This is a genomic window from Burkholderia sp. KL41 (assembly GCF_057005415.2).
In genome coordinates this window covers 1720736-1746539 of record NZ_CM174447.1, presented here as the reverse complement: position 1 = coordinate 1746539, position 25804 = coordinate 1720736, and the positions used below count along the sequence as shown (strand labels likewise).

At 68.6% G+C, this 25804-nt stretch carries 26 protein-coding genes; 10 read left to right on the top strand and 16 right to left on the bottom strand.

Translation table 11 applies throughout. The annotated features are described in order from the left end of the window. Positions 1-77 precede the first annotated feature (77 nt). On the bottom strand, positions 78-938 hold the full coding sequence (locus tag PQB87_RS25285) for a LysR family transcriptional regulator (RefSeq protein ID WP_027791767.1): 861 nt from the start codon (positions 936-938) through the stop codon (positions 78-80). 150 nt (positions 939-1088) lie between these two features. Here PQB87_RS25285 and PQB87_RS25280 point away from each other — a divergent pair, with 150 nt between their 5' ends. Beyond that, entirely contained in the window at positions 1089-2477 is a 1389-nt protein-coding gene (locus PQB87_RS25280) for a DHA2 family efflux MFS transporter permease subunit (RefSeq protein WP_059683734.1), read from the top strand. A 9-nt stretch (positions 2478-2486) separates the two neighbouring features. Here the strand turns inward: PQB87_RS25280 and PQB87_RS25275 are convergent, their stop codons facing one another. Continuing rightward, a complete protein-coding gene (locus PQB87_RS25275; protein ID WP_059683736.1) occupies positions 2487-2867 on the bottom strand; it encodes a DUF4377 domain-containing protein in 381 nt (126 codons plus the stop codon). A 624-nt stretch (positions 2868-3491) separates the two neighbouring features. Here PQB87_RS25275 and PQB87_RS25270 point away from each other — a divergent pair. Continuing rightward, on the top strand, positions 3492-4685 hold the full coding sequence (locus PQB87_RS25270) for a tyrosine-type recombinase/integrase (RefSeq protein ID WP_489244192.1): 1194 nt from the start codon (positions 3492-3494) through the stop codon (positions 4683-4685). Positions 4686-4731: 46 nt separating this feature from the next. Here PQB87_RS25270 and PQB87_RS25265 read toward each other — a convergent pair whose 3' ends face one another. The 4 genes from PQB87_RS25265 to PQB87_RS25250 form a co-directional block, all read right to left on the bottom strand. Beyond that, the gene (locus PQB87_RS25265; RefSeq protein ID WP_021162957.1) at positions 4732-5130 is read right to left on the bottom strand and encodes a lysozyme inhibitor LprI family protein; all 399 of its coding nucleotides are present in this window, start codon (positions 5128-5130) and stop codon (positions 4732-4734) included. Positions 5131-5356: 226 nt separating this feature from the next. Then, positions 5357-5575, bottom strand: coding sequence for a YXWGXW repeat-containing protein (locus PQB87_RS25260; protein ID WP_027791772.1), 219 nt, complete (start codon positions 5573-5575; stop codon positions 5357-5359). Positions 5576-5636: 61 nt separating this feature from the next. Next, complete coding sequence (locus PQB87_RS25255; RefSeq protein WP_431189270.1) at positions 5637-6794, bottom strand: DUF1501 domain-containing protein; 1158 nt, start codon at positions 6792-6794, stop codon at positions 5637-5639. Positions 6795-6796: 2 nt separating this feature from the next. Next, on the bottom strand, positions 6797-8191 hold the full coding sequence (locus tag PQB87_RS25250; RefSeq protein ID WP_153489435.1) for a DUF1800 domain-containing protein: 1395 nt from the start codon (positions 8189-8191) through the stop codon (positions 6797-6799). 752 nt (positions 8192-8943) lie between these two features. Here PQB87_RS25250 and PQB87_RS25245 point away from each other — a divergent pair. Next, a complete protein-coding gene (locus tag PQB87_RS25245) occupies positions 8944-9801 on the top strand; it encodes an alpha/beta hydrolase (RefSeq protein ID WP_489244190.1) in 858 nt (285 codons plus the stop codon). Positions 9802-9969: 168 nt separating this feature from the next. Here PQB87_RS25245 and PQB87_RS25240 read toward each other — a convergent pair whose 3' ends face one another. From PQB87_RS25240 to PQB87_RS25225, 4 genes are all read right to left on the bottom strand, one after another. Beyond that, positions 9970-10473 carry a periplasmic heavy metal sensor gene (locus PQB87_RS25240; RefSeq protein ID WP_059650503.1) on the bottom strand — a complete coding sequence of 168 codons (504 nt, stop codon included), beginning with the start codon at positions 10471-10473 and terminating at the stop codon, positions 9970-9972. Then, positions 10470-10892 (bottom strand): hypothetical protein, encoded by a 423-nt coding sequence (locus PQB87_RS25235; protein WP_021162949.1) that lies wholly within the window; start codon positions 10890-10892, stop codon positions 10470-10472. Before PQB87_RS25235 ends, PQB87_RS25240 begins: the two co-directional genes overlap by 4 nt. Then, positions 10889-11653 carry an RNA polymerase sigma factor gene (locus tag PQB87_RS25230; protein WP_081057323.1) on the bottom strand — a complete coding sequence of 255 codons (765 nt, stop codon included), beginning with the start codon at positions 11651-11653 and terminating at the stop codon, positions 10889-10891. Before PQB87_RS25230 ends, PQB87_RS25235 begins: the two co-directional genes overlap by 4 nt. A 250-nt stretch (positions 11654-11903) precedes the next feature. Beyond that, positions 11904-12203: a YXWGXW repeat-containing protein gene (locus tag PQB87_RS25225; RefSeq protein ID WP_027791779.1), complete on the bottom strand. Its 300-nt coding sequence runs from the start codon at positions 12201-12203 to the stop codon at positions 11904-11906. 322 nt (positions 12204-12525) lie between these two features. Between PQB87_RS25225 and PQB87_RS25220 the strand changes: the two genes are divergently transcribed. After that, positions 12526-14211 (top strand): purple acid phosphatase family protein, encoded by a 1686-nt coding sequence (locus tag PQB87_RS25220; protein ID WP_021162944.1) that lies wholly within the window; start codon positions 12526-12528, stop codon positions 14209-14211. Positions 14212-14277: 66 nt separating this feature from the next. Here the strand turns inward: PQB87_RS25220 and PQB87_RS25215 are convergent, their stop codons facing one another. Next, on the bottom strand, positions 14278-14889 hold the full coding sequence (locus PQB87_RS25215) for a C39 family peptidase (protein ID WP_489244186.1): 612 nt from the start codon (positions 14887-14889) through the stop codon (positions 14278-14280). A 175-nt stretch (positions 14890-15064) separates the two neighbouring features. Here PQB87_RS25215 and PQB87_RS25210 point away from each other — a divergent pair, with 175 nt between their 5' ends. Together PQB87_RS25210 and yddG are read left to right on the top strand one after the other, a co-directional pair. Continuing rightward, a complete protein-coding gene (locus PQB87_RS25210) occupies positions 15065-15304 on the top strand; it encodes a hypothetical protein (protein WP_489244184.1) in 240 nt (79 codons plus the stop codon). After that, the gene (gene yddG, locus PQB87_RS25205) at positions 15288-16232 is read left to right on the top strand and encodes an aromatic amino acid DMT transporter YddG (RefSeq protein WP_489244182.1); all 945 of its coding nucleotides are present in this window, start codon (positions 15288-15290) and stop codon (positions 16230-16232) included. The genes PQB87_RS25210 and yddG overlap by 17 nt, the downstream gene beginning before the upstream one ends. Before the next feature lie 76 nt (positions 16233-16308). Here the strand turns inward: yddG and PQB87_RS25200 are convergent, their stop codons facing one another. Beyond that, positions 16309-16941, bottom strand: a complete 633-nt coding sequence (locus PQB87_RS25200) for a LysE family translocator (protein WP_042977494.1) — start codon at positions 16939-16941, stop codon at positions 16309-16311. 123 nt (positions 16942-17064) lie between these two features. Beyond that, positions 17065-17961 carry a LysR family transcriptional regulator gene (locus PQB87_RS25195; RefSeq protein WP_489244180.1) on the bottom strand — a complete coding sequence of 299 codons (897 nt, stop codon included), beginning with the start codon at positions 17959-17961 and terminating at the stop codon, positions 17065-17067. A 318-nt stretch (positions 17962-18279) separates the two neighbouring features. Here PQB87_RS25195 and PQB87_RS25190 point away from each other — a divergent pair, with 318 nt between their 5' ends. Further along, positions 18280-19128: a sulfite exporter TauE/SafE family protein gene (locus tag PQB87_RS25190; RefSeq protein WP_059683756.1), complete on the top strand. Its 849-nt coding sequence runs from the start codon at positions 18280-18282 to the stop codon at positions 19126-19128. Between the two features lie 369 nt (positions 19129-19497). On the opposite strand, the gene PQB87_RS25185 is transcribed toward PQB87_RS25190, so the two are convergent. Beyond that, complete coding sequence (locus PQB87_RS25185) at positions 19498-20448, bottom strand: LysR substrate-binding domain-containing protein (RefSeq protein ID WP_111939970.1); 951 nt, start codon at positions 20446-20448, stop codon at positions 19498-19500. A gap of 109 nt (positions 20449-20557) precedes the next feature. On the opposite strand from PQB87_RS25185, the gene dsdA reads away from it, so the two are divergent. The 3 genes from dsdA (at position 20558) to PQB87_RS25170 (ending at position 22775) form a co-directional block, all read left to right on the top strand. Beyond that, on the top strand, positions 20558-21883 hold the full coding sequence (gene dsdA, locus PQB87_RS25180; protein WP_489244176.1) for a D-serine ammonia-lyase: 1326 nt from the start codon (positions 20558-20560) through the stop codon (positions 21881-21883). Between the two features lie 55 nt (positions 21884-21938). Then, the gene (locus PQB87_RS25175) at positions 21939-22193 is read left to right on the top strand and encodes a hypothetical protein (protein ID WP_027791787.1); all 255 of its coding nucleotides are present in this window, start codon (positions 21939-21941) and stop codon (positions 22191-22193) included. A 282-nt stretch (positions 22194-22475) separates the two neighbouring features. Continuing rightward, the gene (locus tag PQB87_RS25170; RefSeq protein WP_048025041.1) at positions 22476-22775 is read left to right on the top strand and encodes a DUF4148 domain-containing protein; all 300 of its coding nucleotides are present in this window, start codon (positions 22476-22478) and stop codon (positions 22773-22775) included. A 103-nt stretch (positions 22776-22878) separates the two neighbouring features. Here the strand turns inward: PQB87_RS25170 and PQB87_RS25165 are convergent, their stop codons facing one another. Both PQB87_RS25165 and PQB87_RS25160 read right to left on the bottom strand, forming a co-directional pair. Beyond that, positions 22879-24669 carry a bifunctional diguanylate cyclase/phosphodiesterase gene (locus PQB87_RS25165; protein ID WP_489244174.1) on the bottom strand — a complete coding sequence of 597 codons (1791 nt, stop codon included), beginning with the start codon at positions 24667-24669 and terminating at the stop codon, positions 22879-22881. After that, positions 24666-25796 carry an extracellular solute-binding protein gene (locus tag PQB87_RS25160; RefSeq protein ID WP_059683762.1) on the bottom strand — a complete coding sequence of 377 codons (1131 nt, stop codon included), beginning with the start codon at positions 25794-25796 and terminating at the stop codon, positions 24666-24668. Before PQB87_RS25160 ends, PQB87_RS25165 begins: the two co-directional genes overlap by 4 nt. Positions 25797-25804: the final 8 nt, after the last annotated feature.

Sequence of the window (25804 nt, the reverse complement as noted above, 5' to 3'; positions counted from 1 at the left end):
TGATGGTCGCGTGACGGAGCGCGTCACATCGCGTTGCGCGGGCGCCGGAACCGGGCGCGTCGCACGTGGCGAGCCCGTTACGCGTTCGCGCCCGGTGTGCTCAGGTCGCTCGCTTCCAGCAATTCGAGCAGCGTGCGCGCCGGCTGGCTGAGCCGCTTCGCGGCCAGTGCGATGAATTCGATGTCGGGCAGCTCGGGCAGCGCGCCGCCGTTGACCAGCGGCGCCAGCCCGCCCGTCGACAAATAGTGCGACGTCGCGGTCAAGCCGAGCCCCGCGCGCGCGGCCGCGATGCAGCCCGGCTGGCTGCTGCTCGAGCACACGACTTCCCAGCCGATGCCCTTCTCGGCGAGCGCGTTCAGGACGATCGCGCGCGTCACGCTCGGCTCGGCGACCAGCACGAGCGGCAGCGGCCGCTCCGGATCGACGACGGTGCCGGGCCGCGCAACCCACTCGAGCCGCGTGCGCAGGAGCGGCGTGCCGCGCCGCTCGCCGAGCCGCCGCTTGCCGATCATCAGGTCGAGCGCCCCCGCGTCCAGCCCTTCGTAGAGCCGGCTCGTCATGCCGGTGGTGATCTCCAGCGCGACGTCCGGGTGCGCGGCGCGAAACCCGGCCAGCACGTCCGGCAACGCGACGAGCGCGAGATCGTCCGGCGCGCCGAGCCGCACCAGGCCCTGCAGCCTCGGCTTGCGGAATTGCGATTCCGCGCGGTTCAGCGCCTGCAGGATCACGTTCGCATGCACGAGCAGCGCCTCGCCGTCGGCCGTCATCGCGATCGAATGCGTGTCGCGCACGAACAGGCGCCGCCCGACGCTTTCCTCGAGACGACGGATGTGTTCGCTGACGCTCGACTGGTTGAGCCCGAGCTGCCGGCCCGCTTCGGTGAAGCTGCGGCAGTTCGTGACGGTCGCGAACGTCTTGAGCCAGACGGGATTGAGCATCCCGCATTGTCATCGTTGTTTCCGATGACAGTCAACGTATTCAGGCAGCTTCCCGATGACTACCGGAATCGGTACCATCATGCGCTTGAAGACCGGCTGGCGCCGTGCCGACGCGCCGCCCGCGCCGGCCTTCGCACCATCGAATTCGCCATGTCCCGGGAACCCACACACTCCGCGCTGCTCTGGATCGTCGCCGCTGCGTTCTTCATGCAGTCGCTCGACACGACGATCGTCAACACCGCCCTGCCTTCGATCGCGCAAAGCCTGCACGCGTCGCCGCTCGCGATGCAGCCCGTCGTGGTCGTCTATACGCTGACGATGGCGATGCTCACGCCGGCGTCCGGCTGGCTGGCCGACCGGTTCGGCACACGCCGCGTGTTCTCGATTGCGATTCTCGTGTTCGTGCTCGCATCGATCGGCTGCGCGGCGTCGCATACGCTCGGCCAGCTCGTCGCCGCGCGTGCGCTGCAGGGCATCGGCGGCTCGATGCTGCTGCCGATCGGGCGGCTCGCCGTGCTGCGCCGCGTGCCGGGCGAACAGTACGTCGCGGCGATCGCGTTCGTGTCGACCGCCGGCCAGCTCGGCCCGATCGTCGGGCCGACGCTCGGCGGCTGGCTCACGCAGGCGATTTCGTGGCACTGGGTGTTCATCGTCAACGTGCCGGTCGGCGTGGTCGGCTTTCTTACCGTGCAGCGCTACCTGCCGCACGACCAGGCGACACAAGCGCCGCCCTTCGATTTCGTCGGCTGTGCGCTGCTGTCGGTCGCGATGATCGCGCTGTCGCTCGCGATCGACCCGCCGATGCCCGCGCATCGCGCCGCATGGGCGGCCGGGCTCGCGGTGCTCGGGCTGGCGAGCGCGCTCGCGTACCTGCCGCACGCGCGGCGCCGCGCGCAGCCGCTGTTCCGGCTCGGGCTGTTCCGCGAGCCGAATTTCGGTTCGGGGCTGCTCGGCAACCTGCTGTGCCGGATCGGCACGAGCTCGGTGCCGTTCATGCTGCCGCTGCTGATGCAGGTGCAGCTCGGCTATACGCCGCTGCAATCGGGGCTGATGATGCTGCCGGCCGCGATCGCGGGGGTCATCGCGAAACGCTGGATCGCGCCGCTCGTGAAGCGCTTCGGCTATGCAGCGTTCCTGGTCGTGAATACGGGGATCGTCGGGTGCGCGATCGCGGGGTTCGCGCTGGTGTCGGTGCGGCCCGCGCCGCTACTGGAAAGCGCGCTGCTGATCGTGTTCGGCACCGCGAACTCGATGCAGTTCGCGGCGATGAACGGCGTGACGCTCAAGGGGTTGTCGCATGCCGACGCCGGCAGCGGCAACAGCCTGTTCACGATGATGCAGATGCTGGCGATGGGGCTCGGCGTGTCGATCGGCGGCGGCCTCGTCAGCCTGTTTGCCGCCAGTCGGGGCTCGATGGCGCACGGATTCATGCTGTCGTTCGCGTGCATGGGTGGGGTGACGCTGCTGTCGTCCGTCGTGTTCCGGCGGATCGACACGGTCGCGCCGGCGGCCGGTGCCGCAGCGCGCCCGTCCGCGTGAGCGCGGCCGTCAGTTCACCTGACGGCGCTCGACGACGCGCTTGAGCACCCAGCGAATCGACGAGCCGTCGGCCGGCGGCTGAGCCACGCGGTATTCGTCGATTTCAAGCGTGTACAGGTATCCGGGCTGGTAAGCGAAGCCTTCGATGCCCGCGTACCACAGGCTCCACGGCTCGTTCGGGCCGTTTCGCACCTGCAGGCACTCCATCGGCGCGACGCCCGTGCATCGCGCGGATTGCGGCGCGACTTGGACGGTCCTGGTCACCGGCTTGCCGTCGGCCGGGCGCACCGCGTTCGGCGCCGTGGCGACCGCGTCGGTCTGACATCCGGCGAGGAGCGTGCTGCCGGCAATGACGGCCGCGCCGAGCAGCGTTCTGGATTGGCGAATCATCTGATGTTCCTCAGGAAACGTTGGCGGGCCGATTAGAAACCCTCGCCGCAAGAAAGTTCACAAACACCTTACAGATATCGGACCACCACCTTCATTCGCGGGATGTCGCCCGCGCCGGTACGCTACCGTGATCCGGTTCAGCCGCGCGCATCACCGCCGGCGGCTCGCACGCGCACGCCGGGCGACGCGGCCTGTTCAGCCCTGCCGGCCCGGTGCCCGCAACAGGAGACAACCCGAATGACCGCGGCGCCCGCGGCCCTGCCGCCGTATCTCGCCCAGCGCGGGCCTGCGCACGCCCGACGGAATCGAGTGCCGTTTCCGCGTGTGCCCGGGCGGCATCGCCGGTTCGGCGAGCACCGGCCGCCCGGAAAACCGCGACGACAACGCGCAACGCACACCGGCCACGCGGATGGCGCGGCTCGGCGAGTCACCGCCACATCGCGAAAACGATGACGCGGCTGTGCTCGCCCGCCGCGCGCTTCATTACCCGTCAGGCGATCGCCGTCGACGGCGGGTTCGCCGTGTGATGATCGTGTACCATCGACGCTTCCTGATTCGCCTGATCGCGCCGCGTTCGTCCGCCCGCCTCCACGCGTACGATCCGCTCAACGCACCCCGTTTCGCATGACCTCACCCGTTCCGTCCGACGCCGCGCTGCGCCCGCTGCCGATCGATGCGCTGACCGTGCCGGCCGCGCTCGACGGACGCACGGGCACCAACCGCTCGACCGGCACGCATCCGCAGATTGCCGCGACCAACGACCTCGACGCGGTGCGCGCCTGGCTCGCGCGCTTCGTCGACACACCGACCACGTTCCAGAATTACCGCAAGGAAGCCGAGCGCCTGCTGCTGTGGGCCGTGATCGCGTGCGGCAAGCCGCTGTCGTCGCTCACGCACGAAGATCTGATCGTCTACCGGCAGTTCCTGCTCGCGCCCGCGCCGGCCGAGCTGTGGTGCGCGAACGGCGGACGCAAGCATCCGCGCGACGATCCGCGCTGGCGGCCGTTCTACGGGCCGCTGTCGGCGGCCAGCCAGCGGCAGGCGCTGGTGATCCTGAACGTGATGTTCTCGTGGCTCGTGCAGGCCGGTTACCTGGCCGGCAATCCGCTCGCGTTGTCGCGCCAGCGGCAGCGCCGGCCCGCACCGCGCGTCACGCGCCATCTCGGGCAACCGCTGTGGCAGTCGGTCAAGGAGGCGATCGCCGCGATGCCGCGCGACGACGCGCGGGCAGGCTTCCACGCGGACCGCGCGCGGTGGCTGTTCACGCTGCTGTATCTCGGCGGGCTGCGCATCACCGAAGCGGCCGACACGACGATGGGCCAGTTCTTCTGCCGGCGCGACGCGGACGGGCGCGACCGCTGGTGGCTCGACGTGACGGGCAAAGGCGGCCGGCAGCGGCTCGTGCCGGCCACCGACGAAATGATGGCCGAGCTGTCGCGCTACCGGCGCGCGCACGGCCTGCCCGCGTTGCCGTCCGACGGCGAGCCCACGCCGCTCGTGCTGCCGGTCGGCCAGGCACGCAAGCCGCTCACGCGCGCGGCGCTGCACCGGATCGTGAAGCAGGTGTTCCGGCACGCGGCCGACCGGCTGCGCGCGAACGGCGAAGCCGGCGAGCAGCAGGCACGCGTGCTCGAACAGGCATCCGCGCACTGGCTGCGCCACAGCGCGGGCTCGCACATGGCCGACGGCCGCATCGACCTGCGGCTCGTGCGCGACAACCTCGGCCACGCGTCGCTCACGACGACGAGCCAGTACCTGCATGCGGACGACGACTGGCGGCATCGCGAGACGGAGGAGAAACACCGGATCGGATGGTAGGCGCGCACCGGCCTGGCGGCTCCCGGCTCGCACGCCACGCCGGCGCTCAGTGATCGAGTTCGAGCCCGCCCAGGCCGCCGTTGCTGCGGCATTTCGCGCGGTCGCTTTTCGCCGGCACGTCGATCTGGCCGCACAGCACGTCGATGCGCTTGCGGTAGCTGTCGATCAGGCACTGCGTCGTCGTGCAGCGGTTACGCGTCTTCAGCCACGCCCTCTGCGTCGCCATGAACTGCTCGTACTCGGGCGGATCCTCGACCGGATAGTTGCTGAAGTCGTAGAGCATGTGCTGGAAATCCGCGTTGAGCGCATCGTCGAGACGCGACAACGTCGGATTGGTGCAGATTTCACGCTCCACGAACGTGGACGCCTTCGTGCAGTTGAACGACGCGGCGTGCGCGCCGGTCATGCCGGCGACGACGGCCAGCGCAACGAGCCATGCTTTCATGTGGGTGCCGTAACGAAGAAACCGGCGGCCGCGGATCGGCTCGCCGTGGCGGACGAACGGGAATGCGCGTCGCCGGAAGCCCGTCGCCGGATGCCCGTCGCCGGATGCCCGTCGCCGGTTGCCCGTCGCCACGATCCGGCAGCTTAGGGCAACGCGCATCGCAGTTCAATACGCAGCGCCGCTTCCCCGCACCCTCGCCGCACGCCGCGCGGCACGTCACGCCCGATCAGTACACGCCCACCCAGTGCCCGGGCACCCACGCCCAGTGATTGCCGGCCCACCGGTAATGCCCTTTCGCCCAGCGATAGCCCGGCGCGGGCATCGGCGGCGGCACCTCGACGACCGGCGCCGGCTGCGGCGGCCGCACGGGCTCGACCACGCAGGCGGACATCAACGTCGCACTGGCCGCTACCAGCACGGTGAGCGAAACGGAGCGGATCTTCATCATCTTGCATTCTCCCTTTTGTGTCGTGAATGAATCGGCGCGGAAGCGGCAACCCGGCGCATCACGCCGTGCCGCGAATCAGCCCGCTCATCGGCCGCATCGCGCCGCTTTCGGCGAACAGCGCGGACGCGGTGCGGTGCGGATCGAGCCGCAGGCTTTCGGCGGCGGCGCCCGAGATCAGCGCGTCGAGCGACGCGGTCGGCTTCAGGTCGCGTCCTTCGTACAGGTCGCCCGGCCGCAAACCCGGCCAGTCGGCGATCACGCGGCCGCCCGCGACCGCGCCGCCCGCGAGCATCGCGACCGACGCCTGCCCGTGATCGGTGCCGCCCGTGCCGTTCGCGGCGGCCGTGCGGCCGAACTCGGTCGCCACCAGCACCGTGGTCTGCTGCCATGCGGGCCCGAGGCCGTCGCGCAGCGCGGCGAGCATCGTGTCGAGCGCTTTCAGCTGATTCGCGAGCCGTCCGTTCTGCGCACTGTGCGTGTCCCAGCCACCCGTTTCGATCATCGCGATGCGCGGGCCGTCGTCGCGCGCGAGAAACGTCGCGGCGAGCTTGCCGACACCCGCCGGATCCTGCCGCGCATGCGCATCGCCGGCGAGGCCGCGCGCATCCATCGCCGATTGCCACAGCGGGCCGAGCTGCGCGTCGGCCTCGTAGAGCGCCGACACGCGCGCGAGCAGGTCGTCCGGCGCGGCCGGCAAACCGGACGGCGCGTACGACGCCGCCTGCACGGTGCCGCGCAGCGCGAGCGGCACGGTCGGTGCGAACGCGATCGCGCTTTCGCGTGTCGCCGGCAGCAGCGCGGCGAGCCGGTTCAGCCACCCGTCCTTCACCTGGTACGGCGCGCGGCCCCCCGTCTCGAGCACGTTCTGGCCGTCGAAATGCGAGCGGTCGCGATACGGCGACGCGATCGCATGAACGAACAGCGCCTGCCCGTCGCGGTACAACTGCGCGGTCTGCACGAGCGACGGATGCAACGCGAACGTGCCGTCGAGCCGCGTCGCGGCCGCCGTGTCGATCGCCAGTGGGCCGCGCAGCGACGCATACGCGGGTTCGGCATACGGCACCAGGGTGTTCAGGCCGTCGGCGGCGCCGCGCTGGATCACGAACACGAAGCGCCGGTCAGTCTCGACGTTCGCGAACACGATCCGCGGCGCGACGAGCATCGCGCCGGCGCCGGCGGCCGCCACGCGCAGGAATTGTCGGCGGGACAGTGCCATGGTCATCTCCGTTGGAAATCGGGCGATACGAGCAGCAAGGCGAGCGACGTGGTCGCGCTTTCGGCACGCGACAGCGCGGTCGCCGTCGGCGCGCTCAACGAACCCGCGAGCAGCGTGTTGCCGAGCGTGCGTGGATCGAGCCGGTCGCCCGTGCGCGCGGCCAGCCGCTGCGCCAGCTCGACGCGGCGCACGAGCGCGTCGGGCGCGGCCCAGCTCGCGGCCACGTCGTCGTAGCCGGCCGGCGAGCCCGGCCGCCACACCGGCTGGCCGAGCTGCGCGAGCAGCGGCGCGGCCTTCAGGTCGCCCGTGTCGTGCCAGCCGAGCCCGCGCAGCGAAGAAACGGCCCACTCCCACGGGGTCTTGAACTTGCGGTTGACCGGCGACCACGCATCGGGCGCGTCGACGAGCGCGCGATAGACGGTCGGCAAATCGCCGCCGCTCGCGTCGAATGCGCGGGCGAGCCGGTCGGTCAGCGCGGGCGGCGGATTGTCGGCGACGAAATGACGGGCGAGCTGGAACGCGATATGCCGACCGGTCGCCTCCGAATGCGCGAGGTCGTGCAGGATCGCGCGGGCCTGCGATTCGCCGGGCTGGTCGTAGCTGCGCCCCATCACGGTCCGCACGCCGGGCTCGTGCAGTTTCGGGCGAAACACGAACGCGCCGGGCGCCGCATCGCCGGGCTGCGGGCCGCGCCCGCCGGCGATGCTCCAGCCGGTCAGCGCGCGCGCGAATTCCGTCACGTCGGCTTGCGTATAACCCGTGCGTACGCCAAGCGTATGCAGCTCCATGATTTCGCGCGCGAGATTCTCGTTGAGCCCGCGCCTGCCCGACGGATTGCGCGCTTCGGCACGCAGCGCGGCCGGGCTGTCGGGGCCGACCGAGCGCGCCTGGTCGAGGAACAGCTGCATCGCGGGATGCTGCTCGACGGCGACCAGCATGTCCTCGAAACGGCCGAGCACGTGCGGGCGGATCGCGTCGCGTTCGAACGCGCCCGCGTAGGCCGCCACCGGCCCCTTGTCGACCGATACCGCGAAATGGTTCGCCCAGAAATGCACGAGACGCTCGACGAACGGCGCGGACGTGTTCAACGCGCTGTTGACCCGCGCGACGACGGCGCTGCGATACGTGTCGTTGCCGTCGCGCCGGATCGACTGCTCGGTCGCGCGCTTCGTTGCGGGATCGTCGCCGGTCATCGCATTGCGCGCGTTCGCGAAGCGCGTGGCGAGCGCCACCGCGTCGGGCTCGCCGGCCCACGCGGCCGGCCGCGCTTCGTAACGGTCGAACTGCGCGACGAGCGCCGCCTTCGGGTCGGCAGGCGGCGCTTCATCGGCCCGCGCGCCGAGACCGAAGCGGTTCAGCGCGATCGCGGCCGGGGTGATGTCGTTCGGGTGGTCCATGGCGGGGCTCTTGCGATGCGTACCCGTGTTAAACGTCGGCCGGCGGGAAATCCGTCGCCGGGAAGACGAATATTTCGGGTTTGGCGCGCGGGGTTGAAAACGTGTGTGTCGGCGTGCGAGTTTCCTGCGCGGACTTGAATGCGTGTGTGTCGCCGTTCGAGTTTCCTGCGCGGATTCAACCGACGGTGGCAGCGCATCGACGGATCGCTCAGCCGCCGCAACGCCGCCCCGTGCCCCGCCGAGGGACGGGCACGCTTCGACATTCGGCCGACAGGCTTTCGCCAGCCTGACCGGCATGGCCCCGGCCGGAACGTGCGTCGGCCGAAACCCTGGACGGGTCGAATGCCGCCTTGTCGCCGATATCCGCCCGGCGCTTGCCGTTCCCGGAAAGCGGCCTAGACTCAATGGAATGTATCGCTCCGGGTCACGGAGGTATCGTCGCCCCGCCCCGGAGCAAGAATTCGAGCCACAGGAGATCGGCCGTGACCAAGCTGCTCGCCATCCTGCTGCCCGCTCCCGTTGTCGCCTTTGCCGATCGATTCGCATGAAGGACGACGCACGCGACCTCAAGCGCTACACCGGCGAAATCGTTCAGTGTGCCGAATCGCCTTGAATGCCGCGCGTCCGGTGGAACACGACGGTTCGGGCAGCCACGGCCCGACACACTCGCGTCGACGTGGCGCCGCTACATTGAACAGGAGAAGCTGCCGCACTCCGGCCGGCCACGGCGGAATGCGCCGGCCACCGCTACGATGAACCCACTTCCTGTCAGCTTGCACGCGCGGTTTCGTTGCTTCGGTGCGAAGCGTCCGCCTCTGCGCCGGGCACGCGCGTGGCTGCTCGCCATGGTGTTGGCGCTGCACGGTTATCCCGCTCACGCGCAGGGTCAGCCGAGGGTCGTCGACGTCCCGACCCGTCCCGGGGTCACCCAGCGGTTTCTCTTCATCGCGCCGGATGCGCCGAAAGCCGCGGCCATCCTTTACGCCGGCGGACACGGCGGGCTGCAACTGGACCCGTCCGGCCGGTTCGGATGGGGCGCAGGCAACTTTCTCGTCCGCGCCAGGCAGCTGTTCGTGAATGACGGTATCGCTGTCGCGGTCATCGATGCACCGAGCGACCGGCAATCCGCGCCCTACCTCAACGGCTTTCGACTCTCGAAGGAACACGCCGACGACGCGCGTGCCGTGATCGCGTGGTTGAGGGAGCAACTGCACGTACCGGTCTGGCTGGTCGGGACGAGCCGCGGCACCCAGTCCGCCGCTGCCGTTGCGATCGCGCTGGCCGGCGGCGGCGGGCCGGACGGTATCGTGCTGACGTCCACCATCCTTCGTGAAGATCGAGGCGGTACCGCGGTCACCGACATGAACCTGGCCAGCCTCAGGATTCCGGTGCTCGTCGTTCACCACGAGAAGGACGGCTGCAAGCATTGCCCCGTGTCCGACACTGATACGCTGTTGAAGAAACTGGATGCGTCGCCGAAGGCCGAACGGATGATCGTGTCGGGCGGCACGTCCCGGGGCGATCCATGCGAAGCGTTCGCCTATCACGGCTTCAATGGCCTGGAGAGCGGCGTGGTCGACGCGATCTCCGCCTGGATGCTGGCACGTTGAACGTCCCCGCCGCGTCAAGTGGCCGTGGTCGCGGTCGCGGTCGCGGTCGCGGTCGCGTTGCGATCGTTCGCGAACGCGTGCCTGAAAGCATCGCCGACCGGTGTTCCGCGTACGCATTGCACAGCGCAGGAAAGGCGCGCCGCCGCACGTCCCCCGCGCAGCATTTCCTTACTGACTCCCCGCCTCGCCCTGCTTCTTCTGCAATTTCGGCGGCAACCGCCAATTGCCGCTACGCCGCAACCCGTCGACGAACTTCGCGCGCTCGTCCGGCGTCAGCGTCGCCGCGAAATCGACGACGCTGCGCTCCACCTGCGCACGCAGCGCGGTATCGGCCGCACGCGTGCGGTCGAGCGCGGCGTCGATCGCCGTGCGATCGAGTTGCGGCGCGGCGAGCAGATCCAGCACGGTGATCCGGTCGTCGCGCCCTTCCCGCGCGAAATCGCGACCGTCCTTGCGTGCCGCCTTCAGCGCGGCGGCGAATTCCTGCTGGCGCGTGTCCGGCAACTCGTCCGCGGCGAAACGCAATGCGGTGCGCGAAGCAGGTGCGCCCGCGGCCCGCAGGTCGCGATGCGTCGAGAACCACTGATACGCGCCGCCGCCGATCGCGCCGAGCATGAATACGTTCAGCACGACCGAACCGACGAGAACGAATTTCCAGCCACGCTCACTCATTCATCACTCCAGTCCACGCTCGGTCCGCCGAACGTCGTTGTCAGGTAGCCCTGCTCGTGCGCAGGCGGCACGCTCCCGAGCATCAGCATCGACACGGCCACCGCGCCCGCGAGCGCGCCGGCCAGGCCCACGCCCGCGAATGCCGCGCCCGACCACCACACGGTGCCCCGCCGCCGCGTGCGCCGCGGCGCCGGGGCCGGCGCCGTCGCGACGATGCGCTCGACGAGCGCCGGCGCGGGCGGTGCGACCGTATCGTTGGCGAGCCACGCGTCGAGTTCGGCGGCCTCGTCCAGCGCCGCCAACGCGTCGCCCGGATGCGCGCGCGCCCATGCCTCGGCAGCCGCGCGCTCGCCGTCCGGCCAGCGCCGCGCATCCGAGCCGTACGCGGCGACGATGGTACGAAATCGTTCGGGTGTCATCGGATGTCCTCGCTAGGTGAATCGCCGGCCAGTTGCGCGCGCAAGTTTCGCCGCGCGCGCGCAAGCAGGCTTTCCAGCGCGTCGACGGTAATGCCCATCAGGTCGGCCGCCTCGATGTTCGACATGTCCTGATAGTACTGGAGCACGAGCGCTTCGCGCTGCCGCGCCGGCAACGCCGCGAGCGCCTGCCGCACGCGCGCGTCGCGCGAGCGGGTCTCCGCGCGGGCGGCCGGTTCCGGTTGCGGATCGGGCACGTCGGGCAACACGTCGACCGGTTCCTCGCGGCGGCCGCGCAAGCGGTCGTAGCACAGGTTCAGCACGACACGATGCAGCCACGTGTCGAACCGCGCCTCGCCCTCGCGCCAGCCCGGCGCCTGTTTCCAGATCCGCAAGAACGTCTCCTGTGCGACGTCCTCGGCTTCCGTGCGGTCGCCGAGCATGCGCGTCGCGAGTGCGAGCAGCCGCGGCAGCTTGCGCGCGACGAGCACGCGCACGGCCGACGCGTCGCGCGCGCCGACCCGTGCCACCAGCGCGGCGTCCGGATCGCCGTCGCTCAACGCGGGGCGCTCCAGCGCATCGCGCGTCTGTGCCGCGGCGCGCTCGTCAATGCGCCCGCCGGCAGACCGAAGCTCATCGTCGTGCTCTCCTTGCATGCGCCGCGCCATTACCCGGCCCCGCCACGCTGGCGGTTCGGGATCGCCGCACGCATCGCGCACGGCATCGGCAAGGTCCGTTTCATCGGCATCCGTTTCAGGCCGCATGGCGATCGTGTCGATCGGTTCGATCGGATGCCGGCCGCCCGGTCGCGCGAGCGGCGGCCGGCGCGCTCAATATACGACGACCGGCGCGGGCCGGTAATAGACCGGACGCGCCGGCACCACGACACAGCCGGCCAGCACGATGGCTGCGGCTGCCAGTATCACCACGGTTCGATAGGGCATGGCTGCGACTCATGACGTTGCGGGAATGCGCCGCCGCGCCGGCACCGCGTGCCGTGCGGCGGCGTGCGCATCAGGCCCAGTGACCCGGAACCCAGCGCCACGCCGGACCGCGCGCGGCCCAGTGGCCCGGCACCCAGTGATAACCGACGCGAACCACCTGCCAGTGGCCTGGAATCCAGACATAACGACCCTGGCGCCAGTGCCAGTGGCCCTGGTCCCACACATAGCCCGCGCGCGGCGCCGGCATCACTTCGACGCGAGGCGGCGGCGGCGCGTAAGGCGCGACGATGACGGCCTGCGCGAACGCAGCGGACGCAGCCAGCGCGGCCACGCATGCCGTGGCAAACCGCAACGGGATGGAAAGCTTCATGAAAGACTCCGATGTAGCAGGTATCGACCGGAAGCGGCCGTTCATGCGTTAAACGGCGCAGGTGATCAGAATCCGTCGCGATGTCGGCAAATAAATATCGGCCGAAGCGGACGCGCGCCGGCGCGGGCAGGATGCCCCGATCCGCAAGCTCGGCAGGTGCCGGGGTTCCCGCGGGGCTGCCGTGCTGTCACAACCCGGCAAAACTGCGCTCCGACAATGTGCGGCACCGGGATCCCGCTCGTTTCCGGCCCACGCCCCGGCCACGCTCACGCACGGCCGGGTGGTTCCGCATCTCGCGTCTCCATCCACGAAAACACCGACCATGTCGAACCAGGACAACTCCCCGATCCAGCCGAACGAGCCCGCCGCATCCGTCTCGCGCCGCGGCTTCCTGAAACTCGCCGGCGTATCCGGCCTCGCCACCGCCGCCGGTGGCCTCGCGGCGGCCCGGGCCGCCGCGTCGACCCCGGACGGCACGCCCGAACAGGTCCACCTGACGTGGGGCAACGACCCGACGTCGGAAGTCGTGATCTCGTGGGCATCGCTCGCGTCGGCCGTCAATCCGCGCGCGCGCATCGTCGCCGACGGCGAGCCGCCGCGCACCGTGCATGGCGTCCAGCGCCTGTACACCGACGGCCTGAACGGCGAGACCGTGTTCGCGTACCACGCGCGCGTGCACGGCCTGAAGCCGAATACGCGCTACCGCTACGAGATCACGGCCGACAACGACAGCAATGCCGCGCAGCCGTTCTCCGCGAATTTCTCGACCGCACCGCGCGGCCGCGCGCCGTTCCGCTTCACGAGCTACGGCGACCTTGCGACGCCGAACGGTGCGTGGGTGCTGTCGTCGCCGCAGAGCCGCTTCGCGGTGCAGGCCGTCGAGCAGTTCCAGCCGCTGTTCCACCTGCTGAACGGCGACCTCTGCTACGCGAACCTGAACCCCGCGCACCAGCCCGAGGTGTGGCGCGATTTCGGCAACAACAACCAGACGTCTGCCGCGAATCGTCCGTGGATGCCGTGCCCCGGCAACCATGAGATCGAGTTCAACAATGGTCCGCAGGGGCTCGACTCGTATCTCGCTCGCTATACGCTGCCGGAAAACGGCACGCGCTTCCCGGGCCGCTGGTACAGCTTCCGCGTGAGCTCGGTGCTGTTCGTGTCGCTCGACGCCGACGACGTCGTGTACCAGGATGCCGCCGCGTTCGTCGGCGGCCCCGCGCCGCTCGTGCCGGCCGCGAGCACGGGCCGCCCGCCGATCGAGCCCGGCACGTCGTTCTACGTGCGCGGCTACAGCAACGGCGAGCAGACGCGCTGGCTCGAACACACGCTGCGTCATGCCGCGCACGACGACGACATCGACTGGATCGTCGTGCAGATGCACCAGGACGCGCTCAGTTCGTCGAAGACGGGCAACGGTTCCGACAAGGGCATTCGCGAAGCATGGCTGCCGCTGTTCGACCGTTACGGCGTCGACCTCGTGCTGTGCGGCCACGATCACGACTACGAGCGCAGCTACCCGGTACGCGGCTGCAATCACCGCGCGGGCGTCGATGCGACGACCGGCGAAGTGGTCGAGACGCTGCAGCCGCGCCCGGTCGGATCGAACGACCCGGACCGCACGACGTTCGACACGAGCCACGGCACGATCCACCTGATCCTGGGCGGCGGCGGCACCAGCGCGCCGCTCGACGTATACGGCGAGAACCCGGCAACCGGCTTTGCGCGGGCGAAGGTGTTCACGAAGCCGAACCGGCCGGTGCCGGGCACGGCGCCGAATACGTTCGTGCGCCAGCCGGCCGATGCACTCGAGGATGCGATCTGGTCCGCGCGTCGCGATACGGGTACCGGCTACGGGATTGCCGTGTTCGACCACGACCCGGGCAAGCCGGGCGGGCATACGACGATCACGATGCGCTACTACCACGCGCCGGGCGCCGACCAGCACCCGACCGCCGACTACGCGCTGTTCGAGACGATCGAGCTGAGCAAGAAGCGCAACGACCGGTGATCGGTCAGGCGCCCGTTGCGACGGGCGCCTGATGCTGCGCGCGCAGGATTCGTTGCATGCGCAACGTCATGGGGCAATCAGGATGCCGCGGTTCGCGAAATAGCGGTCGAACGTGGCGCGCGGCATCGACACGTTCCGCTGCGTGCGCGCGTCGAACCCGGACGGGTTGTGGAACAGCCAGTCGCCGGTGTCGCGATTCGCGCCGAACACGAGCACCAGGTGCCCGCCCCGCGACGGCGGCTCGAAGCCGTCGTGCCGGATGCCGGGATGCACCGACGCCATCAGCATGTGCCCGTCATGCAGCTTCGGTTCGAGCGCGGCCGAATCGACTCCTTCCACCACATCGCCATCGATCCCGTAGCGCTCGCGCACCCAGTGCACGAAGGGCCGGTAATGCAGACGCTTGCCCGTGTCGCCGAGTTCGGGCCGGTAGACGCCGAACCCGACGGCCTCGCGTACCAGTTCGAGCAGCGGCACGATCGTGTCCGAGCGGTATGCGAGCAGCATCTTCAGGCACGCGATACCGCAGATGTTCGGGCTCCACTGCGCGTATTCCTCCGGCGTGCTTGCGCCGGAGCGATGCCACAACGGGTCGTCCTCCGCGCGCAATTCGCGGGACACGAACCGCGAAACCAGGTGCATCGATTCCCACTGCGAGAAATACGGCACTTCCTTCATGGCTTCCCTCCCTGAAAGCGCGATACGGGCGACTGGCTTCCACGAAAACCTGACCACCTGCTCGATGCGAATCTGCCGCGCGACTATACCGCGATGGCGCACGGGAACCTGTCGTACGCCCGTCACAAGCCATTGCGCGACGACACGCGGTAGACTGCGCGCCTCGTACTCCGCCATGAGCGAGACGTTCGCGACCGTCAACTGCTTCGGCGAAGACGACGGGACGACGCCGTTCGACGGCGACAAGGCGTCCGGGGGCGGCGGCCGTGACATGTCGATCCCGGTGCGCGGCCGGCACACCGGGATCGAGACCATCCGGATCGACGTACCCGTGGGTCCCGCGCAGGCGGAACCGAATCATCCGATAGCGAATTTGAATGTTGAAACAGGCAGGACGCATGAAGCGCAAGAATAAGACAACGCTCGCCGGGCTCGGCGCGGTGTTGTTGTGGGCCTCCGTGGTCGCCCTCGTTCGTGGAGTCAGCGAAAGCCTCGGCGCGACCGGTGGCGCCGCGATGATCTATACCGTGGCATCCGTGCTTCTGCTGTTTTCGGTCGGGTTCCCCGACCTGAGCCGATTCCCGAAAAACTATCTGCTCTGGGGCGGGCTGCTGTTCGTCTCCTACGAGGTGTGCCTGTCGCTGTCGATCGGCTATGCCAGCAACGGCCGGCAGGCGATCGAAGTCGCGATGGTCAACTATCTGTGGCCGAGCTTCACGCTGGTCGCGGCAATCGTGTTCAACAAGCAGCGCGCCAACCTGCTGGTCGTGCCCGGCGTCCTGCTGTCGATGCTCGGAATCTGCCGGGTGCTCGGCGGCGACCAGGGGCTCGATCCGGCCGGCATGCTGCACAACGTCACGGACAATCCGCTGAGCTACGGCCTCGCGTTCTTCGGCGCGCTGATCTGGGCCGGCTATTGCACGGTGACGGCGCGCATCGCCGACGGCAAGAACGGCGTCACGCCGTTCTTCATGCTGGTTGCGCTGGCGCTCTGGATCAAGTTCGCGATCGAAGGCGGCGGCGGCATGACGTTCAGCCTGCAGGCGGCCATCTACATCGTGCTGGCGGCATCGGCGCTGGGGTTCGGCTATGCGGCCTGGAACACCGGCATCATGCACGGCAACGTGACGATCATCGTCGGCGCATCGTATTTCACCCCGGTACTCGCCGCCATGCTCGCCGCGACGCTGCTGCATGCGCCGCTGTCGATCGAATTCTGGCAAGGCGCATCGATGGTATGCGGCGGGTCGATCCTGTGCTGGCTCGCGACGCGCGGCCGGCGCAACGCAAAAGCCGCGCCCGTGCGGGCCGGCAACGAAGCGCAGGGCAACAGACAGGGCTGACGAAACCGGGCGCGTTCGTCAAGATGCAACTCGGAAGCACCCTGCGATCCCGCAACCCGTCGGCCACTCACTCGCGTCAGCTGCGCGACTCCAGTGCGATACGCACGGCGAGTCCCGCCAGCACCGTGCCCATCAACCAGCGCTGAACCGACGCCCAGACCGGCCGCCCCGCCAGAAAACCCGCGATGGCGCCGGCCATGCAGGCAATCAGCGCGTTCACGCTGACGCTCACCGCGATCTGCACGCTGCCGAGCGCCAGCGATTGCGCGAGCACGCTGCCGTGCCCCGGCAAAATGAACTGCGGCAGCAGCGACAGATACATCACGGCGATCTTCGGATTCGCGAGGTTCGTGACGAAGCCCATCGTGAAAAGCCTGGCGCGGCTATCGTGCGGCAGTTGCCTGACCTGGAACGCCGAGCGGCCGCCCGGCTTCAGCGCCTGCCACGCCAGGTACGCCAGATAAAGCGCACCGGCAAAGCGCAGCACGTCGTACGCATACGGCACGGCCAACACCAGCGCGGTGATGCCCAGCGCCGCGCACACCATGTAGAAGACGAACCCCAGCGCGACGCCGCCGAGCGACACCAGCCCGGCACGGCGGCCCTGGCAGATCGAGCGCGACACCAGGTAGATCATGTTCGGCCCGGGTGTCAGCACCATGCCGAGCGACACGAGTCCGAATGCAAGCAAGGTGGGCAAGGCCGGCACGGCAATCTCCTTCGGGGCGAAGCGGTCAGGGGCGAGTTCGATCAATGTATTGCATCTCGACCACCATCGGCATGAATAAAGTGCAAGCCTCCCATGAGCGCTTTTCATCGCACCGGCCGTTCGTTACCGGCTCCTTTTCGCGCGCGCGTGAATCGCCTTCGCCGCCTTCGCGCGTTGCGCGTCGACGAGCCGCACGAACGCATCGGCGATCGCATTGCCGGACGTGTTCCACGACAGCCGGACGGAACGATGCAGCCGCGGCGAAAGCGCCAGCACGCGGCCGCCGAACGGGGTGTACGTGAGCGTGATGCGCGGAACGATCGACACGCCCATGCCGGCCTCCGCCATCGACAGGATGGTGCGCATCTCGACCACGTTGAATGCAGCGTGCAGCGGCGTGCCGCTGCGCGCGAAGTAATCCGCGATCACCGGCCCGCATCCTGCCTTCGAGAAAATGAACGGAGCCGCGGACAACTGCTTCGCCGACACGCTCTTGCGGCCCGTGAACATGTCATCCGCCGCCACCGCGACAAAGTCCTCGTCGAGCAGCGGCAGCGTGTGCGCGAAGGTCTTCGTGCCGGCCACCACGCCGACGTCGGCGGTACCGTCCTCGATCCACCCTTCGACTTCGCTGTCCGTGCCTTCGAGCAGCACCGCCGACACGCCCTGGTGCATCTCCTTCAACGCCTCGAGCGCAGGCACGACGAATGCCAGCGACACGCTTGGCAGCGACGCGACCACCAGCTTCCCTTCGAGCTTGCCGCGCGACACGCTGAACTGCTGGCGCAGCAACTGCGCTTCGCGCACCACGTTCTGGATGTACGGCCACAGGCGTTCACCCGCCGCCGTCAGGACGACCGGCTGCCGGTCGCGCCAGAGCAGCTTGACCTCCGTGAGGTCTTCCAGCTCGGTCAGCGCATGACTGATCGCGGATTGACTGCGGCTCAGCCGGTCGGCCGCGGCCGTGAGCGAGCCGAGTTCGACCACGGCCGCCAGGGCCTGCAACTGCGCAAGCGTCATCGGGTCTCCTTGTTCCAGTGAATGCATATCGCGCATGAGGCGACACACAGTCATGAATTATATTGAACCGCGTACCTAGTCGCGCCGACGATACCGGCGGCATGCCGCGCCCCGCGCCGAATGCCCTCCGCAGCGCTCGGGTAAGATGCATCCTCGAACCGCGCGTCGATTGCCTGCGCACCCAGCCGCGCAACGGTGCGGCGCCGTGCAATCGACGCCCGGTCAAGCCGATCCAGAACACATGCGTGCAACACGCACGCGCCGCAACGGGCTCATTCGACAGCGCTCGCTGCCGGATATGCCGCGACAAGCCAATCCATGATGCATTTCAATCTGACTGAAGGTGTGCTGGTTTCCAGCCTGCAGGGGCTCGGCGCGTTCGATCTGGCCGGCATCGCCGTCGCGCTGCTGCTGGGCGGCATGGCCAAGGGGATCACGGGCATCGGTGTGCCGTTGATCGCGATGCCGATACTCAGCCAGTTCCTGCCGATCCGGCATGCGGTGCTGCTGCTGTCGATGCCGATCATCCTCGGCAACATTCCGCAAGCGCTGGAAGGCGGCCAGGTGCTGGCGACGGCACGCAAGATCGCCGCGCCGATCGCGGGCACCGTGATCGGCAATATCGTCGGTGTCGCGATCCTGCTCTCGCTCAATCCGGGTCATGCGCAGGCGGCGTCCGGCGCACTGCTGATCGTCGCCGCGACGCTGATGCTCGCCGCGCCGAAGCTCAACCTGCCTCCCGCGTGGCAGAAGCCCGTCGGCTTCGCACTCGGCTTCGGCGCCGCGCTGATGGAAAGCATCGCGTCGGTTCCCGGCCCGCTGCTCGCCACCTACCTGATTTCGTCCGGCGCAACCGGGCGCGTCTTCACGAAGCAGATCGCGATCATCCTCGTGGTGTCGATCGTCACGCTGCTCACGACGTTCAGCGGCGCCGCGCACGCGAGCGCCGCCGACCTCGCGATCTCGGCGGCGGCCAGCCTGCCGGCGATTGCCGGCATGTGGCTCGTTCGCCCGCTGCGGGACAAGATGTCGCCCCGCAGCTTCAGGATGGTCGTGCTGCTCTTCGTGCTCGTCGCGGCATCGCAGATGATCTGGAAATCGGGCGTGTTCCGGCACGGCGGATCGCACGTTACCCAGGTGGACAACACGCACGCGGGCAAGCAATGACGGGCGGCGGATTGCCATCGATCCCGCATGCGTTCTGAAAGCTGCCGAGCGTAGTATTCGCGGACCCGGCGTATCGCCGCGCCCGACGATGCGAACGATACGTCACCGACTGTCCTGCTCGCACGCCGATGTCCGCATCGGCGCTGCCACGCTTTCAGAGACCTGCAATGGAAACCTACGTGTTGCTCGGCTGCGGATTCGGCCTTGGCCTGTTGATCGCCATCTGGGGTATCTGGCAACTCAAGTAACGCTCGCCAGCCGCGTCCGTGCGCAAGCATTCCGTATGGAGACGGACGGGAAATCGTAGTGTGCGGCGGCACTCGTTTCTCAACTACTTCGCACTCCGACCCAGCCATCCGGCGGCTTCGGCTACCCGTGCCGGCTTCCGTTCGAAAGCAGGCGTGACCGAGCCGCATCGAAGCGTGCGCACTCGGCCTTGAGCCAGTCCGAAAAAACCGTGGTGCGCGGATCGTCGGGATTGCGTGACAACAGCATGTAGCGCGCCGGCGCACGCACGTGCCTGCCGAATACATCCACGAGCCGTCCGCTCGCGATCTCGTCGTGTACCAGCGCGGCGCGCCCCATCGCGACGCCCTGATGGTTCAGCGCGGCCGTGATTGCGAGGCTGGAGAAATTGAACTGCGGGCCGTCAAGATGCGCCATCCACGCGGGACGAACCGCCTCCAGCCACGTGCGCCACTCCACGAACTCGGGTGCGCCGCCCCACGGAGCCGCGTCGTGCAGCAGGACGACGCCGTCCAGCGACTCCCCGCCGGCAAAGGACGGATGCTGCGCCAGATACGCGGGCGTGGCGACCGGAAACAGGATTTCGTCGAGGATGGCCTCGGCATGCAGCCGCCCGTATTGCACCGGGTCGTAGCGCACTGCCACGTCGATGTCGTCGGTCTCCATGGCCTGACGATCCAGCACCTGAAACTCGGCCTTCACGCGAACCGGCACGTCCGGTTGCAGCCGATGAAATTCGGACAGGCGCGGCATCAGCCATTGCAGCGCGAGCGACGGCAGACAGCTCACCTGCAGCGGCGCATCCGGCATGCCGAGCGCCTGAAGCGTGCGATGGATGTCGCCGAACGCGCTCGACATCGTTCCGAGCAGGGTCGCGCCCTTCTCGGTCAACTTCAGCCCGCGCGCCTGACGCACGAACAGCGGGTAACCCAGCCGGTCCTCCAGGTTCCGGATCTGCTGGCTCACGGCGCTTTGCGTCAGGTTGAACGCCTGTGCCGTCCTCGTGAAGCTCAGCAACCGGCCGGCCGTTTCAAAGCACAGCAACGCACCAAGGATCGAACCATCGAGTCGCATCGTTATAAGTCAGGCTAATGCATTCATTAGAAATCGGCGCTTTCGCGCAACCGGTTCGAATCGTAGCATTCAAGCCTGATTCGCCGTTCATCCGACGCAAGACCGATCCATGACCTTCACGCTCCAGCCTTCCGATCTATTAGCCAAGCTGCAATCTCGCCACCCGCTGCTGTGGCTGAACCCCCATGCCGGCAGCCCGCTGCCGCACGACGCACCGGCGATCGACGCCATTGCGATGGCCGAAGCGCGGCTGGCGCGCTGCGAACCGCTGATGGCCGAGCTGTTTCCCGAACTCGCGGCGAGCGCGGGAAAAATCGAATCGCCGCTGATGCCGGCAGACAGCCTGCAGCGCAGCTTGTCGCTCCCGGCGGACGAACACGGCGCGTGGTTCATCAAGCGCGACGACGCACTGCCGGTCGCCGGCTCGATCAAGGCGCGCGGCGGCTTTCATGAAGTGCTCGCGCTCGCGGAGTCGATCGCGCTCGAACACGGCCTGCTCGAACCCGCGGGCGACCGTCGGCTCCTCGCATCGACCGCCGCACGCGAACTGTTTGCCGCGCACACCGTCATCGTGGGCAGCACCGGCAATCTCGGCCTGAGCATCGGCGTGATGGCCGCCGCGCTGGGGTTCAAGTCGGTCGTTCACATGTCGACCGACGCGAAGCCGTGGAAGAAGGCGCGCCTGAGAGCACGCGGCGTTCGCGTGATCGAACATGACGGCGACTACGCGCAAGCCGTCGCGGCGGGACGCGCGCAGGCACGCCATCAGCCGCGCAGCCACTTCGTCGACGACGAAGGCTCGCTGATGCTGTTCCTCGGCTACGCGGCCAGTGCCCGGCATCTCGCCGCGCAGCTCGCCGGGGCAGGCCGCAACGTGGATGCGGCGCATCCGCTCTTCGTCCATATCCCGTGCGGCGTCGGCGGCGCGCCGGGCGGCATCGCCTATGGTCTCAAGGCGCTGTTCGGCGAGCACGTGCATTGCTTTTTCGCGGAACCCGTCGCTTCGCCGTGCATGCTGGTCCAGCTGGCCGCCGGCCCCGGGAAGCCCGTCTCCGTCTACGACGCGGGGCTCGACAACCGGACCGAGGCCGATGGCCTGGCAGTCGCGCAGGCGTCGCACCTCGTCAGCCCGCTGATGGCGTCCCAGCTGTCGGGCGTCTTCACCGTCAGCGACGCGCAGCTTTACGCGCAGTTGCTCGCGGTCCGGCGCGCGACGGGCGTGGAACTCGAGCCGTCGGCCGCCGCTGCCGTCGGCGGCCCCGGCTGGCTGACGCACTCCCCGGCCGGAAAGGACTACGTGCATCGCCATGCGATCGACCTGCGCCGGGCGACGCACGTCATCTGGGCGACGGGCGGCTCGCTCGTACCACCGGAAGAACATCGCCGCTTCCAGTCGCATGCGAAAGCGCTCGCCGGTGCCGCACCCGGCGCGTGATCCACTCAGGCCGGCGCGTCCAGCCCCGTTCCCGAAGACGCGTTAGACTGTCCGGATGGAACAATGCCGTTATTGCCAGAGAATCCGCGATGAATGGGATTGCCACGGTGACGAATGCCGCCGGGCAATCGCCAAGGCGCTGCGCCGGCAGCGCGCGGGCCTGCCCATGGTGCCCGATCGCATCCGCAACGAACTGCCGTCCGGCGCGCCGACCCAGCAGGTGATCGCCGTGCTGTCGCGCCAGCGCCTGCGCGCGCGCCGCGGCAACGAGGAACGCCGGGAACGCAAGGAAATCGACGACGACGTCTGACCCGTCGGCAACGCAATCCGTCCGCCGCCTCTCCGCCCGCGCATTCGCCGCCGGGCACCCGCCCGTGTACGCCATCCGCGTCGCGCGCATTCGCTCCGCTCCCTTGCAAATCCGGCAACATCGAATAGGGACGGAACGCGTATATCCCGGAATTATTACTCCAGCGACAACGATCTTTCACCAAAACTCACGTTTACCCTAGGTCAACCGGCGCCTACGATGTAATCAACCGCTTACGACATGGTGTCGAACGCGGAAAGCCAATAAACATCGGAGGTCATCATGAAATCGCTCGTTTCCGCAGTCGTTGCCGCTGTCGCCCTGTCCGCTTCGTTCGGCGCATTCGCCCAAAGCACCGTCACCCGCGCGCAAGTGAAGAACGAACTGGTTCAGCTCGAACAAGCCGGCTACAAGCCGAGCCAGGCGAGCCCGCACTACCCGGCCGACATCGAAGCCGCGCAAGCCCGCGTGCGCGGCGCCGACAACAGCGGCTACGGTGCGCAACCGGCCGCGACCGTCCAGGGTGGCGCACCGGCCGTCAAGGTGCAGAACCCGCGCGACTCGGTCTACTTCGGCCACTAAGCCTGCCGCCGCGCGCCTTCGCGCGCGGTAGTCCGCACCGTCAACGAGCCCGTCCCGCGACGGGCTCGTTGCGTCTGCATCGCACGTACCGTGCGGCCGGCCGTCACCGGCTTCCGCCCGACGCAACGCGGCCGGTCGCTTCGTCGGCCCCGCCGCCGGCGGCACCCCCGCTGCCGACCAGTTCCTGGTAGCGCACGTATGCGCATTGCGCAGACGCCTTCGCCGCGTACATCGCCGCGTCGGCCTTGACGAGCAGTTCCTCGGCGGACGCGCCGTCGGCCGGAAACTCGCTGACGCCGATGCTCGCGCCGACGGCCATGCGCCGGTCGCCGAACTCCAGTTCTTCAGCCATCACGAGCTGGATGCGCGACGCGACGTCGCCGATCACCGCCGGCGAGCGCACGTCCGCAATCAGCACGATGAACTCGTCGCCGCCGAGCCGCGCGACCATGTCGCCGCCGCGCAGCACGAGGCTCAACCGCTTGGCGACCGCGACGAGCGCGCGGTCGCCGGCCGAGTGCCCGTGCTGGTCGTTGATCTGCTTGAAGCGGTCGAGATCGACGAACATCACGGCCAGCCCCTCATGCATCGCGGCCGCACGCCGGATCGCGGCGTCGAGCTGCTCCATGAACAGCAGGCGGTTCGGCAGCGCGGTCAGCGCATCGTGGCCGGCGAGGTGCGTGAGCTCCAGCTGCTTCGCGCGCAGCATCGCGACCTGCGTGCGGATCTCGACGCGCATGCTGTCGAAACAGCGCGCGAGCACGCCGATCTCGTCGGCGCGCCCGACCGGCAGCTGCTCGGCGGCCGGATCGTCGAACACGTGCGTCGCCGCGCGCGCGAGCGTCTGCAGCGGCCGCGTGATCGCACGCGCGAACAGGATCGCGAGGATGACCGCCATCAGGCTCGACACGAGCACCATCCGGATGATCCGTTCGCCGAGCACGCCGGCCGGCACCAGCACGTCGGCCAGCGGACGCCCCATCCCGAGCACGACGAAGCGGTTGCCCTCGTCGTGCCCGAACGGCGTGCGCGAGAACGCGAACATCTGCCCCGGCGCATCGGCGGGATCGGTCAGGCCATTGAGGGTAACGTTCGTGCGTGCGCTGTCGAACAGCGCGCGCGTGACGGCGAAGCGGTCCTGCATCAGCACGCGCCGCCCGCGATCGAAGCCGAACGTCTGCGACGGATCGGGGTGCACGAGGAAATCGCCCCACTCGTTCGCGAGATACACCGCGTAGTCTTCCGGCAGATCGCGCTCGAGCCGGTCGAACACGCGCGACAGTTCGACATCGACGACGAGTGCGCCGACTGTCTGGCCCGACGCGTCGACGACCGGCGTGCCCACGCGCAGGATCGGCAGCCCCTCGGCCGCGTGCGTTCCCGTCTCGTGGTTGATCACGATCGGCGACAGGTAGATATGACCCGGTGCCGTCGCGAGCGTATCGAATACGTAGGAAAACTGTCCTTTCTCCTGGAACGCACTGTCCGGCAGCACGACGATGCCGTGCGCATCGCGATCGACGCGAATGCGTTCGAGCCCGAAATCCCCGCGCGCGATCAGGCGAACCTGCAGGTATTCCGGGTGATTTCTCATGAAGCTGTAGAACACCTGCTCGAGCCGCGCGCGTGGCGCGCCATCCCGGTTGTCGCCACCCGAGACCAGCGCGCACGACGGCATCTGCGCGAGCACGAGCGCATCGTCCGCGACGTCGGACAGCGCGGTGGTGAACCGTTGCCCGAGCAGTTGCGTCGACATCAGCAGGCTGTGCTGTGCCTCCTGCACGAGCATCGCGCGGTTCGCGCGATACGCGTAATAGCCGGTCGTGCCGGACGCGATCACGCCGATGCATGCGAACAGCACCGACAGTTTCGATGTGAGCCCGAGCCGGATCATTTTCCGAACCGCTCCGGACGATCGCCCGACACGATGCGGCTCCACAGCGATTCGCGCCGCGCGATGTCCTCGACGGGCTGGAGCCAGACGAGATGCTGGTGCCCGGTGTCGAGGCCCGGCGGCGGCGCGAGCGTGTTCGCGAGGCCCTGGCGTTCGGTCAGCAGCGCGCCGATCGCCGGTTCCAGCATGTAGTTGATCCATGCGAACGCGAGCTCGGGATGCTGCGCGCCGCGCGTGACGGCCCAGCAGTCGAGCCACGCGAGCGCACCTTCGTCCGGGATCACGTAGCCGACGTCCGCGCCGGCGCGCCGCAGCAGTTCCACCTGCTGCGTGCCGTAATTGCCGAACATCAGCGCCGCGCGATGCTGGACGAACAGCGCGGTCGCCTCTTCAGGAAGCGTGTAGTACGTCAGCAGGTTGCGGCGCAGGTCGATCAGCTTGTACGCGACGGCGAGCGTCTGCGCGGGCGACAGGCGGAACGGATCGGAATAGCCGAGCGCCAGCGCCGCGAACGAAAAATTGTGCTGTGCGCTGTTGAAGTCGAGCACCTTGCCGCGGTAGCGCGGATTCCACAGCTCCCGCATCGAGCGCGGTGCGGCGGAAACCTGCTTGCGGTCGTAGATCAGCCCCATCGACGAATACGTAAACGGGATCGCATAGGTAGCCCCCTCTTCCACGAGCCCGTCGATCGTCGCGAGCTGCTGGAAGTTCGGCAACTGCCGCCGCCGGTTCGGGATGCGCGACAGGTCGATCGGCGCGAGCAGACGTTCGTGCGCGTAGCGCTGGATCTCGGCCGTGTTTGCGGCCAGCACGTCGTATGGCGGCGGCGCCGCGCTGTGCATCCGCGTCCACAACGCTTCGTCGGAGTCGACGAACGTCACTTCGACGCGTACGTGAAATTGCGCCTCGAACGCGCTGACGACATCGCGGTCCGCATAACCGGGCCAGGCCAGCACGCGCAGCACGTTGTCGTTGACGGTTTCGGGAGAGTCGGCGAAAGCCGGCAGGCCGGGCGCGAGCAAGCCCAGTGTCAATATGATGAGCAGCCTGCGCACGGCGCCGCGGGCGCGCGTACGTGCGCCGATTCCCCTGACTAATCGGACCCCGTGTGAATCGCCCGGCTGCATTCGACGTC

Coding starts and splice junctions, on each gene's coding strand:
- PQB87_RS25260 (WP_027791772.1), bottom strand. CDS start 5,575: ATGAAGATCCGCTCCGTTTCGCTCACCGTGCTGGTAGCGGCCAGTGCG.
- PQB87_RS25190 (WP_059683756.1), top strand. CDS start 18,280: ATGATGCATTTCAATCTGACTGAAGGTGTGCTGGTTTCCAGCCTGCAG.
- PQB87_RS25165 (WP_489244174.1), bottom strand. CDS start 24,669: ATGATCCGGCTCGGGCTCACATCGAAACTGTCGGTGCTGTTCGCATGC.
- PQB87_RS25225 (WP_027791779.1), bottom strand. CDS start 12,203: ATGAAGCTTTCCATCCCGTTGCGGTTTGCCACGGCATGCGTGGCCGCG.
- PQB87_RS25275 (WP_059683736.1), bottom strand. CDS start 2,867: ATGATTCGCCAATCCAGAACGCTGCTCGGCGCGGCCGTCATTGCCGGC.
- PQB87_RS25240 (WP_059650503.1), bottom strand. CDS start 10,473: ATGAGTGAGCGTGGCTGGAAATTCGTTCTCGTCGGTTCGGTCGTGCTG.
- PQB87_RS25230 (WP_081057323.1), bottom strand. CDS start 11,653: ATGCGGCCTGAAACGGATGCCGATGAAACGGACCTTGCCGATGCCGTG.
- PQB87_RS25215 (WP_489244186.1), bottom strand. CDS start 14,889: ATGAAGGAAGTGCCGTATTTCTCGCAGTGGGAATCGATGCACCTGGTT.
- yddG (WP_489244182.1), top strand. CDS start 15,288: ATGAAGCGCAAGAATAAGACAACGCTCGCCGGGCTCGGCGCGGTGTTG.
- PQB87_RS25220 (WP_021162944.1), top strand. CDS start 12,526: ATGTCGAACCAGGACAACTCCCCGATCCAGCCGAACGAGCCCGCCGCA.
- PQB87_RS25250 (WP_153489435.1), bottom strand. CDS start 8,191: ATGGACCACCCGAACGACATCACCCCGGCCGCGATCGCGCTGAACCGC.
- PQB87_RS25175 (WP_027791787.1), top strand. CDS start 21,939: ATGGAACAATGCCGTTATTGCCAGAGAATCCGCGATGAATGGGATTGC.
- PQB87_RS25195 (WP_489244180.1), bottom strand. CDS start 17,961: ATGACGCTTGCGCAGTTGCAGGCCCTGGCGGCCGTGGTCGAACTCGGC.
- dsdA (WP_489244176.1), top strand. CDS start 20,558: ATGACCTTCACGCTCCAGCCTTCCGATCTATTAGCCAAGCTGCAATCT.
- PQB87_RS25285 (WP_027791767.1), bottom strand. CDS start 938: ATGCTCAATCCCGTCTGGCTCAAGACGTTCGCGACCGTCACGAACTGC.
- PQB87_RS25160 (WP_059683762.1), bottom strand. CDS start 25,796: ATGCAGCCGGGCGATTCACACGGGGTCCGATTAGTCAGGGGAATCGGC.
- PQB87_RS25210 (WP_489244184.1), top strand. CDS start 15,065: ATGAGCGAGACGTTCGCGACCGTCAACTGCTTCGGCGAAGACGACGGG.
- PQB87_RS25185 (WP_111939970.1), bottom strand. CDS start 20,448: ATGCGACTCGATGGTTCGATCCTTGGTGCGTTGCTGTGCTTTGAAACG.
- PQB87_RS25270 (WP_489244192.1), top strand. CDS start 3,492: ATGACCTCACCCGTTCCGTCCGACGCCGCGCTGCGCCCGCTGCCGATC.
- PQB87_RS25280 (WP_059683734.1), top strand. CDS start 1,089: ATGTCCCGGGAACCCACACACTCCGCGCTGCTCTGGATCGTCGCCGCT.
- PQB87_RS25255 (WP_431189270.1), bottom strand. CDS start 6,794: ATGGCACTGTCCCGCCGACAATTCCTGCGCGTGGCGGCCGCCGGCGCC.
- PQB87_RS25265 (WP_021162957.1), bottom strand. CDS start 5,130: ATGAAAGCATGGCTCGTTGCGCTGGCCGTCGTCGCCGGCATGACCGGC.
- PQB87_RS25170 (WP_048025041.1), top strand. CDS start 22,476: ATGAAATCGCTCGTTTCCGCAGTCGTTGCCGCTGTCGCCCTGTCCGCT.
- PQB87_RS25245 (WP_489244190.1), top strand. CDS start 8,944: ATGAACCCACTTCCTGTCAGCTTGCACGCGCGGTTTCGTTGCTTCGGT.
- PQB87_RS25235 (WP_021162949.1), bottom strand. CDS start 10,892: ATGACACCCGAACGATTTCGTACCATCGTCGCCGCGTACGGCTCGGAT.